This is a genomic window from Profundicola chukchiensis (assembly GCF_029664245.1).
Classification (GTDB): Bacteria; Bacteroidota; Bacteroidia; order Flavobacteriales; family Weeksellaceae; genus Profundicola; species Profundicola chukchiensis.
On the sequence record NZ_JANAIE010000008.1, the window covers coordinates 25,781 to 38,044 of the forward strand.

13 protein-coding genes are annotated in these 12,264 nt (G+C 34.3%); 11 read left to right on the plus strand and 2 right to left on the minus strand.

Going from position 1 to position 12,264, the window contains the following annotated elements; all coding sequences use genetic code 11:
- The first annotated feature begins 40 nt into the window (after positions 1-40).
- From dapA to trxA, 9 genes are all read left to right on the plus strand, one after another.
- Positions 41-919 carry a 4-hydroxy-tetrahydrodipicolinate synthase gene (gene dapA / locus NLM59_RS10285; protein WP_304417697.1) on the plus strand — a complete coding sequence of 293 codons (879 nt, stop codon included), beginning with the start codon at positions 41-43 and terminating at the stop codon, positions 917-919.
- Positions 920-993: 74 nt separating this feature from the next.
- Positions 994-1,839 (plus strand): outer membrane protein assembly factor BamD, encoded by an 846-nt coding sequence (locus tag NLM59_RS10290; protein ID WP_304417698.1) that lies wholly within the window; start codon positions 994-996, stop codon positions 1,837-1,839.
- A 1-nt stretch (position 1,840) separates the two neighbouring features.
- Positions 1,841-2,173, plus strand: coding sequence for a DNA-directed RNA polymerase subunit omega (locus NLM59_RS10295; protein WP_304417699.1), 333 nt, complete (start codon positions 1,841-1,843; stop codon positions 2,171-2,173).
- Positions 2,174-2,281: 108 nt separating this feature from the next.
- Entirely contained in the window at positions 2,282-3,490 is a 1,209-nt protein-coding gene (coaBC, locus tag NLM59_RS10300; RefSeq protein ID WP_304417700.1) for a bifunctional phosphopantothenoylcysteine decarboxylase/phosphopantothenate--cysteine ligase CoaBC, read from the plus strand.
- Positions 3,483-4,385 (plus strand): type IX secretion system protein PorD, encoded by a 903-nt coding sequence (gene porD / locus NLM59_RS10305; RefSeq protein ID WP_304417701.1) that lies wholly within the window; start codon positions 3,483-3,485, stop codon positions 4,383-4,385. Before coaBC ends, porD begins: the two co-directional genes overlap by 8 nt.
- Before the next feature lie 3 nt (positions 4,386-4,388).
- Positions 4,389-6,044, plus strand: a complete 1,656-nt coding sequence (gene recN, locus NLM59_RS10310) for a DNA repair protein RecN (protein ID WP_304417702.1) — start codon at positions 4,389-4,391, stop codon at positions 6,042-6,044.
- A gap of 60 nt (positions 6,045-6,104) precedes the next feature.
- Positions 6,105-6,383, plus strand: a complete 279-nt coding sequence (locus NLM59_RS10315; RefSeq protein WP_304417703.1) for a rhodanese-like domain-containing protein — start codon at positions 6,105-6,107, stop codon at positions 6,381-6,383.
- The gene (locus tag NLM59_RS10320; protein WP_407986238.1) at positions 6,368-6,676 is read left to right on the plus strand and encodes a rhodanese-like domain-containing protein; all 309 of its coding nucleotides are present in this window, start codon (positions 6,368-6,370) and stop codon (positions 6,674-6,676) included. The genes NLM59_RS10315 and NLM59_RS10320 overlap by 16 nt, the downstream gene beginning before the upstream one ends.
- Before the next feature lie 143 nt (positions 6,677-6,819).
- Entirely contained in the window at positions 6,820-7,116 is a 297-nt protein-coding gene (gene trxA / locus NLM59_RS10325) for a thioredoxin (protein WP_304417704.1), read from the plus strand.
- A 179-nt stretch (positions 7,117-7,295) separates the two neighbouring features.
- On the opposite strand, the gene NLM59_RS10330 is transcribed toward trxA, so the two are convergent.
- Together NLM59_RS10330 and NLM59_RS10335 are read right to left on the minus strand one after the other, a co-directional pair.
- Entirely contained in the window at positions 7,296-7,670 is a 375-nt protein-coding gene (locus NLM59_RS10330) for a sulfite exporter TauE/SafE family protein (RefSeq protein WP_304417705.1), read from the minus strand.
- Between the two features lie 161 nt (positions 7,671-7,831).
- On the minus strand, positions 7,832-10,027 hold the full coding sequence (locus NLM59_RS10335; protein ID WP_304417706.1) for a RecQ family ATP-dependent DNA helicase: 2,196 nt from the start codon (positions 10,025-10,027) through the stop codon (positions 7,832-7,834).
- Positions 10,028-10,105: 78 nt separating this feature from the next.
- On the opposite strand from NLM59_RS10335, the gene NLM59_RS10340 reads away from it, so the two are divergent.
- Positions 10,106-11,077, plus strand: a complete 972-nt coding sequence (locus NLM59_RS10340; RefSeq protein WP_304417707.1) for a KpsF/GutQ family sugar-phosphate isomerase — start codon at positions 10,106-10,108, stop codon at positions 11,075-11,077.
- A complete protein-coding gene (tatC, locus tag NLM59_RS10345) occupies positions 11,043-11,903 on the plus strand; it encodes a twin-arginine translocase subunit TatC (RefSeq protein WP_304417708.1) in 861 nt (286 codons plus the stop codon). Before NLM59_RS10340 ends, tatC begins: the two co-directional genes overlap by 35 nt.
- Positions 11,904-12,264: the final 361 nt, after the last annotated feature.

The following is a 12,264-nucleotide window of genomic DNA, read 5'->3' on the forward strand; positions in this document are numbered from 1 at the left end:
TAATTTTGTTATATTATTTAAATATAAATATCAATCATTCATGAATAAAGATTTAATCGGAACAGGTGTAGCTTTAATTACACCTTTTGATCAACATAATCAGGTGGACCATTCAGGTTTGGCTAACTTGGTGAATCACGCTATTGATGCTGGAGTAGAGTTTCTGGTTTTAATGGGAACAACTGCCGAATCTGCTACACTTTCTAAAAAAGAAAAGGAAGCAGCAATCCAAACTATTAAAGCTACCAACAAAGGTAGATTGCCAATGGTAATTGGAATTGGTGGAAATAATACAGCTCGAGTAATTGAAGAAATTCAAAACACAGATTTATCTGATTATACAGCGATTTTATCTGCTTCACCATCTTATAACAAACCAACTCAAGAAGGGATTTACCAACATTTTAAAGCGATTGCTGAATCTACGGACAAGGATATTATCTTATATAATGTTCCAGGTAGAACAGCTTCTAATGTTGAGGCATCAACTACGATTAGATTGGCCAAAGAATTTAAAAACATTGTTGCTATTAAGGAGGCTTCACCAAATTACATGCAATCATCTTTAATTTTAAATGAAAAATTAGAAGGATTTATGGTGCTTTCAGGTGATGATGCTTTTGGTTTGCCAATGACTTTGGCAGGCGGAAAAGGAGTGATTTCAGTAATCGGACAAGCTATACCACAATATAGTGAGATGATTCGTTTGGCTTTAGATAAAAAAGTAGATGAGGCTTATGCTTTATACTATGATATCTTAAACCTAACAGAAGCTATCTATGATGAAGGAAACCCAGCAGGTATTAAAGCATTAATGCAAGTACAAGGAGTTTGTTCTAGTGAGACACGATTACCATTGGTAAAAGCCTCAGAAGCATTAGAACAAAAGATTGAAAAGCTTTTCAATAAATTAAAATAATATTCGTTCCAAATTTTAAGATTGAAGTTCAGTCAATTAAAAATGGAGAATACCAAGAAAAACCTTATTTTTGCATGATGTTGAAAAAAGTAGTTGTGATAGTCTTTTTCCTTGGCTTGTTAGTTTCGTGTAACAAGACCTACGAAAAAGCCATGAAGAGCACAGAACCTGAGTTTATTTTAAACGCAGCGGATGAGCTATATGAACAAGAAAAATGGCCTTATGCGATAGAGTTATATCGTAAAGTGGCTTCTGCTTATGCTGGAACAGAACAGGCTGAAGAGATTGCATATAAAAGTGCTTACGCTAACTATAATGACAAGAATTATACTTTAGCTGCTAAGCAATTCAAGAATTTCTACACAGGGTTCAATAGAAGCGATAGAGCAGAAGAGGCATTGTATATGTCAGCTTTTAGTTATTATCAAGGTTCTCCAAAATATAATTTGGATCAAACCAATACCTACGAGGCTATTAGAGAACTACAAGGATTCATTGATGCTTACCCAAGTTCAGAGAAAGTTAAAGAAGCGAATGCTTTAATCAATGAATTACAGCAAAAATTAGAGAGAAAAGCTTTTGAAATTGCAAAAGCCTATCATAAAACTTTGAAATATAAAGCAGCTGCCGTATCTTTTGCTAATTTCTTAGATGATTTTCCTGATTCAAATTTAATTGAAGAGGCGAATATGTATTTATTACGCTCTAGATCTGAGTTAGCGATTAAAAGTATTTTCGATAAAAAGGAGTTGAGATTGAAAGATGCAGCTACGACTTATCGTTTGTTTATTAGAAAATATCCAAATACTGAGTTTAAGAAAGAAGCGGATGAGTGGAACGAAAAGCTTAATGAAGAGACTAAGTTGCATGCAGAAGTTTTAAAACAAATAGAAGAACAAAAAAAGAAGACCCAATCATAATATGGACTATAAAAATGTAGAAGCGGAGTTAACGACAAAAACGTATAACCGCGACAAAATTGAGGAGCCAACTGGAAATTTGTACGAAGCTATTGCCATTATGGGTAAAAGAGCTGAGCAAATTCAAAGTGAATTAAGAACAGAATTATTAGAGAAATTAGATGAATTCGCTGCACACTCAGATTCTTTAGAAGAGATTTTTGAGAACAGAGAGCAAATTGAAGTATCTAAATTCTACGAAAGATTACCAAAACCTACTGCCATTGCAATCAAAGAATGGAAGGATGGTAATGTTTACTTTAGAAGACCAGAAAAGGAGATCAAGATTAAATAATTCTTGAGTCAACTTATTTTAATCGCATCAAAAAGCCCAAAAATAATCACCTAATTCTTTAGGGTTTTTGGGTTTTATGATGCTTTTTCATTTTAAAAACCTTGCACATTGTCTGTTTTAAAGAATAAAAAAATACTAGTAGCTGTGAGTGCTGGAATTGCCGCTTATAAATCGGCTTTTCTTGTGCGCGCATTGATTAAAAAAGGAGCTGAGGTGAAAGTGATTTTAACACCAGAGGCAACTAAATTCGTTACGCCACTTACCCTTGCTACTTTATCCAAAAATCCTGTAGAGTGGGAGTTTTCTAACGAAAAAGGTGATTGGGCAAATCATGTAGAGTTAGGTCTTTGGGCCGATGCTATGATTATTGCTCCATTAACTGCTAGAACGCTTTCGTCTATGGCAGATGGTCATTGCGATAATCTTGTGATGGCAACTTATCTTTCGGCGAAGTGTCCAGTAATAGTTGCACCAGCCATGGATTTAGACATGTACCAACACCCATCTACAGCAGAGAATTTAGAAAAAATTCAATCCAATGGAGATTTAGTTATCCCAGCTACTTCGGGAGAGTTAGCAAGTGGATTGGTAGGACAAGGACGAATGGAAGAGCCAGATGAGATTGTGAAATTCGTTGAGAACTTTTTCAAAAAGGATTTAATCTTAAGCGGAAAGAAAATTTTAATTTCTGCCGGACCTACCTATGAAGCAATCGACCCAGTAAGATTCATTGGTAATCATTCCTCTGGGAAAATGGGATTTGAGTTAGCTAAAATGGCCGAAAAGTTAGGAGCTGAGGTTACCTTGGTTGCTGGTCCAACGCATCAATCGGTAGATGGGTATAATATCAAGAGAATGGATGTTACGTCTGCTTTGAGTATGCTAGAGGCGATTGAAAGTGTCTATGAAGCTCAAGATATTGTAATTATGGCGGCAGCTGTTGCAGACTATAGACCTGCAGAAATTGCTGATCAGAAGATTAAAAAGAATTCGGATAAAATGACCATTGAAATGGTTAAGAATCCAGATATTTTAAAACATTTAGGTACCAAAAAAGGAAATAAAATGTTAGTTGGCTTCGCTTTGGAGACCAACGATGCAATAAAACATGCAAAAGGAAAGTTAGAGCGTAAGAACGCTGACTTAATTGTACTGAATACTTTGGAAGATGAAGATGCAGGTTTTGGTGTTGAAACTAATAAGGTAACTTTTATTACAGCTGATAAAGAACCTTTATCTTTTCCATTAAAATCCAAAACAGAAGTTGCCAAAGATATTCTTACCTTTATAGCACAAAATTTAAAAACTAATGCGTAAGTATTTATTCATATTATTCACTTTTATTTTTAGTTATGCTTCTTCGCAGGAGTTATTGGCTGAGGTAAAAGTTGATTTTTCTCAAATTCAAGGTTCAAATACTACGGCTTACACGGCTTTAGAAAAGAGTTTAAAAGATTTTATCAATACCACTAAATGGACAGATAAAACTTATAAAATTCAAGAGAAAATTGAATGTAACTTTACCATTATCATCCGTGAGAAAGTTAGTTCAAATACCTATAAAGCTAATTTACTAGTTCAAAGTAGAAGACCTGTTTTTGGTTCTAATTATTATTCACCGATTTTGAATGTGAGTGATAATGACTTTACGTTTGAATACACAGAATATGAGCAATTAATTTTCAACCCAAGAAAATTTAGTGATAAAAACCTAACCGATGTAATTGGATATTATATCTATATGGTACTTGGATATGATGCTGATACCTTTGTTAGAAATGGTGGTGATCCTTACTTTCAAACAGCTCAACAAATTTCAGGCTTAGCTAATAGTTCTAGATTCTCAGGATGGTCTACGATGGCAGGTCCAAGAAGCCGTTCTGGATTAGTGAACGATGTTTTAGGGCCAAAAAATAAAGCTTTGAGAGCAGCCTATTATACTTATCACAGACTTGGTTTAGATTTAATGGCTAAAAACGAGTTGAATGCTAAAAATGCTATTGGGAATGCGATTCTAACTTTAGAAAGTTTCCAAACCTCTAATAATTACTCACAGAATTATCCTTTAGATTTATTTTTCCAAGCAAAGAAAAGTGAAATATCTCAAATATTTTCTGGAGGTTTAAAACCAACCATTCAAATCAGTAAACTAAAAAGCTTATTGAATACCATTTCGCCGTCTAATTCTAATCAGTGGAATACGATACAATAATTCATGCTAACCCATCTTTTTGTTACAAACTACACCTTAATAGATGAGCTATCCTTAGATTTCTCTTCTGGTTTAACTATTCTAACCGGAGAAACAGGTGCCGGAAAATCTATTTTATTAGGTGCGCTTAAGTTGGTGCTAGGAGAAAGAGCCGACTTACAAGCCATCAAAAATCAAGAGCAAAAATGTATCATCGAAGCTCATTTTGATATTAAAAAATTAAATTTAAAATCTTTTTTTGAGGAAAATGATTTGGATTATGAAGATATTTCGATCCTTAGAAGAGAGATTTTACCCTCAGGGAAAACAAGGGCTTTTGTAAATGATGTACCTGTTAAACTTACTGTTCTCAATAAATTAAGTGGAGCACTCATCGATATTCATTCTCAATTTCAAACTGCGGATTTATTAAAAGATGCTTTCCAGTTTGAATGGATAGATGCCGTTGCTCAACAACAAGAAAAAGTTCGAGTTTTCAGAGATGAGTTTCACATTTTTAAAGAAAAGCAAGCAGAACTTAAAAAGCTAACAGAGAAAAAAGCTGAGTTTCAACAAGAGTATGATTATAATTCATTTCTTTTTGAGGAATTAGAAGCGGCACATTTAGAAGATGTATCTTTAGAAGAATTGGAGCGAGAGCAATATTCATTAGAAAATGCAGAAGAAATCGCGCTTAACTTATCTGAAATGCTTCAAATATTGGAGAATGAAGATTATGGTGTTTTAACTACATTAAACTCTATAGTTAGTAAATCTAAAGGACTATCAGAATTCCTGGAATCGTCCCAATTAGATGAGCGTATAGAGGCTTTAAGGATAGAAACTGTAGATATCACCCAAGAGTTGAATTCCAAGCTAGAAAGCGTTGAAATCAATCCGGAGAGGTTGATGGAGATTCAACAAAAACTGAATGAACTGAACAAGTTGCTTCAAAAGCATTACGTCCAAGAAATTGAGGATTTAATTAAAATTAAAAATGATTTAAGCGAAAAATTATCCGATACACTTCAAATTGAGGAAAGTATTTCTCGCTTAGAAAAAGAAGTTAGCAAGTTGAAAAAAGATCTTGCTGGCAAAGCAGAGGAATTGTCGCAACAAAGAAAGAAAACCACGCCTATAATTGTGAACGAAATTTCGAATTCTTTGCACAAGTTGGGAATGCCGAATGCAGAATTAGCTTTTGAAATTTTAGAAAGCGAAAACTTCAACGAGTTTGGTAAGGATCAAATCAAGCTTCTTTTCTCTGCCAACAAAGGAATCCCGCTTAAGTCGATTAATAAATCAGTTTCTGGTGGAGAGAGAAGTAGGCTAATGCTAGCGATTAAAGAATCTGTTGCTAAGCATAAGGATTTACCAACTTTGATTTTGGATGAAATCGATACCGGAGTTTCTGGAAAAATTGCTGGTAGCATGGGGGAAATTATGGCGGAAGCTGGTAAGCATATTCAAGTGATTGCAATATCGCATTTACCACAAGTAGCTGCTTATGGTCAACATCATTTCAAGGTGAAAAAACAAGATATTGACGGAGTAACCCAATCCAGTGTTCAAGTGTTGAACGAAGAAGAAAGAATACAAGAATTAGCGCAAATGTTAAGTGGTAAAGAGGTATCTGAAGCTGCGATACAACAGGCCAAAGAATTGATTAGTCAGAAGTAACTTAGATTACAGTGATTTAATTGAAACTGCTTAATTTTGCATTAAATATTAAAGTTAATAATGAAAAAGTTTAAAACAATCATCGACGTTAGAGATGAATACGAATACGAAGAAGGACATGTAGCGAATAGCTTAAACATTCCTTTAGGTGAAATTCAAGCGAAATTAGAGGAGATTAAAGCACTTCCTCAGCCGATTGCACTTTGTTGTAAGAGTGGAGGTAGAAGTGGAGCTGCTCATCAGTTTTTGAGCCAACAAGATGTAGACTGTTTTAATGCTGGTGGATGGGAACAAGCTGAACAGTTAATCGAGGCCGGAGAGATATGTTGGGCGGATTAATTCAGAAACTGTTTGGTTCTAAAACCGATTTCAAAGAATTGGTAGAGAATGGAGCAGTGATTATAGACGTTCGGTCTAAAAAGGAATTTGAGTCAGGGCACATAAAAGGAGCGAAGAATATTCCTTTGAATGAACTTTCTTCTAAATTAGGATCTTTAAAACAAGATAGAACCATAATAACTTGTTGTGCATCAGGTGCAAGAAGTGGAACTGCCAAAGGTATTTTAAAGTCAAAAGGCTTTGATGTTTATAATGGTGGAGGTTGGAAAAGTTTAGAGAGAAACTTAGCTTAAAAACATAAAGACGAAATATTCGATTTGAAGAAGTCAGAATATTTCGTCATTTTTGAATAATTTAATCAAAACGCAATATTGTATTGTTGTTTTTGATTAATTTTGTGATAAATTAATATTCTTAATTTAAATAAAACGATTGGATGGCAAATTTACAAGAGATTTTAACGAGTAATAAATTGGTTTTGGTGGATTTTACAGCAGAATGGTGTGGTCCATGTCAAATGATGAAACCAATTTTAGAAAAGGTTCAGGCTGAAGTTGGAGACAAAGTGAAGTTAGTTGTTGTTGATATCGATAAGGATTCAACTGTTGCTGCACAATGTATGGTTCAGAGCGTTCCTACTTTATTGTTATTTAAAGATGGAGAACAAGTCTGGAGAGAAAGTGGAATTCTACAACCACAAGACTTAGTAAGAATCTTAGAAAACGAAATGTAAGAGAGATTTAATCTCTTTAAACCCTTGGTATGGGAAGATTTTAAAATACCGAATTCAAACCAACGAGCATATTAGTTATTTTATAACTTATGCTCCTTCTTTGGTTTGGATAAAATATAATTCAAGTTTTATAACTTATTGGGAAGGAATGCTAAGCTTAATGGTTGATTAAGCTTTTTTTATTTAAAAGAGTCCCAATACATCTTAATCGCCGCAATAATCATAATAGTTCCGAAGATTCTCTTCAAAAGTTTAGCGTCTAAGCTAATGGCTAATTTAGAACCAAAGTAGCTTCCTACCATAAAGGAGAGGGCGAGAAATACAACGAATTTCCAATTTATATAACCGGCCTTGGAGTAATTAATGGCTGCTAAAAGAGCAATTGGAATAACTAAAGTTCCAATACTTGTTCCTTGAGCTTGGTGCTGAGACATCCCCATAAACATAATAAGCAATGGAACAATTACAAGTCCACCACCAATTCCTGCCATTCCACCGATGAAACCAGCCATAATTCCGATTAAAACTAATATTAAGATCTGCTCCAACTTCATTGTTTTTGGTTTGAACTGCTAAAATAAAGATTTAATATTATCTAACTGAATATTAAAAAAGAAAAGAAGTCTAAGTCTAGGACTCAAACTTCTTTATCATTATTTTTTTAAGATTTAAAGACTCAATTGTTTTGAGCTCAAATGCTGAGGTTTAAGCGATTTTAATTCGCTACATCACTAATGAACTTAATTCTTAGTAATCTAAGCTCATTCTCGTCTAAATCATCCCCAAACTCTTCTAATAGTTCAGTCATGCTATCAGTTTCTGCATCCTCCATCAAGAAATCCATCACTTCATTAATTAACTCTTCGTCAACCATTTCATTGACATAGTAATCAATGTTCAATTTGGTTCCTTGGTAGATAATACTTTCCATTTCAGATAGAAGTTCTTCCATGCTCAAACCTTTGGCTTTTGCAATATCCTCGAAGTTCATCTTTCTATCCGTACTCTTAATAATGTAAACCTTGTTGGTAGATTTATTTACAATTTGACGAATCACTAAATCATCTGGCTTCTCGATATCGTTGTCCTCAACATATTTAGCAATTAAAGCCACGAAATCTTTACCGAATTTCTTTGCCTTACCTTCACCAACACCAAAAATATTACTTAATTCATCTAGGTTCGTTGGATAGTTAAGCGCCATATCTTCCAAGCTTGGATCTTGGAAAATAGCAAAAGGTGGAATTTTATGTCTTTTCGCAACTTTTTTACGAAGATCTTTTAAGTATTCTAATAAAGTTTGGTCAAGAACACCTCCGCCAGCTTTATTTAAATCATCTGCCTTTTCTTGCATATCCGAATAATCATGGTCTTCGGCGATTTCAAATTTAGTTGGCTCTTTAATGTAGTCTTCTCCTTTTGGCGTCAACTTTAGAATTCCATAGCTTTCAATTTCTTTTTCTAAATAGCCATTAATGGTAGCTTGTCGTCCGATCGAACGCCAGAAATTATCGCCATCTTCTTTACCTGCGCCATAAAATTCTTCTGCAGTTAGTCCATAAGACTTAATAATTACAGAACTCTTACCAATTAAAACATTAACTAAGTCCTTAAGTTTTAATTTTTCGTTGGTATCTCTTACGACTTCTAAAAAGAACTTTAATTCCTTAGAAACTTCTTTCATTTTCTTAGGATTCCGCATGTTATCATCCATGTCGGCACCTTCGCCATTAATTTCGTCGTAGGTTTCACCAAAGTAGTGGAGTAAATATTTTCTTCTAGACATAGAAGTTTCTGCGTAGGCAACAACTTCGTTTAAAAGCTGCATTCCAATTTCTCTTTCAGAAACAGGTTTACCAGATAAAAATTTCTCTAACTTCTCAATGTCTTTATAATCGTAGAACGCCAAACAATAGCCTTCGCCACCATCGCGGCCCGCACGTCCGGTTTCTTGATAATATCCCTCTAAACTCTTAGGAAAATCATAGTGAATCACAAATCTAACATCGGGTTTGTCGATTCCCATTCCAAAAGCAATGGTTGCAACCACCACATCGGCATCTTCCATTAAGAACATATCTTGATGCTTAGCGCGAGTTTTTGAATCCAAACCTGCATGATAAGGGATAGCAGAGATTCCATTTAATTGAAGCAGTTGAGACATTTCCTCAACTTTTTTACGACTCAAGCAATATATAATTCCAGATTGTCCTTTTCTTTTGTTAATGAACCTAATTATCTGTTTGTCTATATCAACTTTCGGACGAACTTCGTAGAATAAATTAGGGCGGTTAAAGGAAGCTTTAAAAACTTCAGCTTCTTGCATTCCCAAGGTTTTCTGAATATCCTCTTGAACTTTTGGTGTAGCAGTAGCCGTTAAGGCAATAATTGGAGCGATACCAATTTTCTGAATAATATGTTTAATATTTCGATACTCTGGACGGAAATCATGACCCCACTCAGAAATACAGTGAGCCTCGTCTATGGCAAAAAACGAAATATTTGTGTTTTTGAAGAATTCAACATATTCATCTTTCGTAAGAGATTCTGGCGCAACATATAGCAACTTGGTTACACCCTCGTTGATATCAGATAAAACTTGATTGATTTCAGTTTTATTTAAAGATGAATTTAAAACATGGGCAATACCATCGTTGGCAGAAATACCACGAATTGCATCCACTTGGTTTTTCATCAGCGCAATTAGCGGTGATATCACGATAGCCAATCCATCTGAAAGGAGTGCCGGAAGTTGGTAGCAAAGAGATTTTCCTCCACCCGTCGGCATAAGTACGAATACATCGTTCTTGTCTAATAATGTTGAAATAATTTCTTCTTGGTCACCCTTGAACTTATCGAAGCCAAAATACTGCTTTAGGGATTTTGAAAGATTATGTTTATTACTCGCCATAGCGTAAAATCAAAAAGACTTTTTAAATTTGTCTGACCTAATTTAGACATAAATTTTAATCCATACAAACTGAAATCATTGGAAACTGAAGAAATTTTAAAAATCGGAGAGCAAATCATTGAAAGTGAAATCACTGAAGTGAAGCGTATGAAAGGAAATTTAACGTTAAATTTTTCTGAATGCGTTCAAGCCATGTTTTCCGCTAAAGGAAAAATAGTAGTAGTTGGCGTTGGTAAAAATGCACCGATTGCACAAAAAATGGTTGCAACCTTGAATTCTACGGGCACAGTTTCTCAGTTTCTGCATGCCGGAGAAGCATTACACGGTGATGTTGGATTAATTCAAAAAGAGGATGTTTGTCTTATTCTGTCTAAATCGGGAAACACCGCTGAAATAAAATCTTCTTTACCTTCCATTAAGCAGTTTTCTGCAAAAACAATTGCGATTACAGGGAATTTAAATTCTTATTTAGCACGCAACTGTGATATCGTTTTAGACGCCACTGTGGAAAAAGAAGCCGGAGTTTTGAATTTAGCCCCAACATCTAGTACTACAGTTCAACTTGTTTTGTGTGATGCTATCGCTATGACATTGCAGCAAATGAAGGGCTTTACTGGAAATGATTTTGGTAAATTCCATCCAGGTGGATCTTTGGGGAAACAACTTTTGCTAAAAGTAGAAGATATGTTAGATGAAACCCAAAAACCAGAAGTAAGTATTGACGCTCCGATCAAGGAAGTAATTCAATCTTTATCTTCAGGAAGATTTGGTATTACAGTGGTGAAGGATCAAAATGAAATTGTGGGGGTTGTTACCGATGGTGATTTAAGAAGAATGCTGGAAAAATTTACAGATTTCTCACACCTTAAGGCGCGAGATATTGCTTCTTTAAATCCTAAAACAATTAAAAAATCTATTTTAGCAAGAAAAGCACTTAGGTTGATCAATGAACACAAAATTGGTCAATTGGTAGTGGTAGATGATAATAACGAGTATGTGGGAATTATAGATTTCCATGGACTTACAAACGAAGGAATACGTGCAGAATAAACAGCAGAATAGAGATGAAATGCCCTTTTTGGATCATATATCAGAGTTGCGCAAGCATCTGATTAGAGCCATTATAGGAGTTGCCGTTGCCATGGGCTTGGTTGGAATATTTTGGAAAGTGATCGAAGGTTTTATTATGGCACCTTTGAGCTCTGACTTCATTACATTTCGATACTTCAATAAAATGGGGAGCCTGATTGGTTTTGATGATATGTTTAATAAGGATTTTAATATTACCCTTAAAAACCTTGAATTTGGTGGTCAATTTACCGCCATGATTGGTGTATTATTGGTTTCAGGAATCATAGTATCATTGCCTTACATCGTATTCGAGTTATTTCAATTCTTAAAACCTGGCTTAACACCAAAAGAAAAAAAGTACTCAAACGCTACCATGTTATTCACGGTGATGTTCTTCTTATTAGGAGTTTCATTTAGTTATTTTATGGTGATTCCATTGTCGGTGAATTTTATGTATTATTTCACACCTTTTAATGCTGCCAACGAATGGACCATTATGACTTATATTAATATGTTCCTTCAAACTACCTTGGCGATGGGAGTGGTGTTTTTACTTCCTATTATTGTTTATTTCTTGGCTAGAATTGGATTGGTGACACCAGAATTTTTAAAAACCTATCGAAAGCACGCTTTTATTGTAATTCTTACGATTGCATCCATCATTACACCTGCTGACCTGCTAAGTATGTTTGTTGCAGCGATTCCGTTGCTATTATTGTATGAGCTAAGTGTTCTGATTGTTAAATGGGTAGATAGATCCAATAAAGCAAAAGAGCCAAATACAAGCTTACCAGCTAAATCTTAAAAATAGATATTCATTTTTCTTAGTCTATTCTAATGCATCTTGAAGGTTTAAAACTTAATTAAAATATAGGTTTTAACAACTTCTCGTTATTTTAAATTATAAATAAGAAATAATTTAAGAATGGGGCCAATGTGTTAAAATATTGGGACTCCTATGATTACATAAATGGCTGTAGAATATTTATCAAATATGTGATTTCTTGCTTTGAAATGGATAGAAAAAATTTTATCTTTAAAAGCAAATAAACTTTATATGAGAATAATTGCATTACTTTTACTTTTTGTTCTTTTGTTTGTCACACAATTAAAATACATGATATTTGATTGATTTAACTTCAACCAAAAAATTATAATCCGTCCTA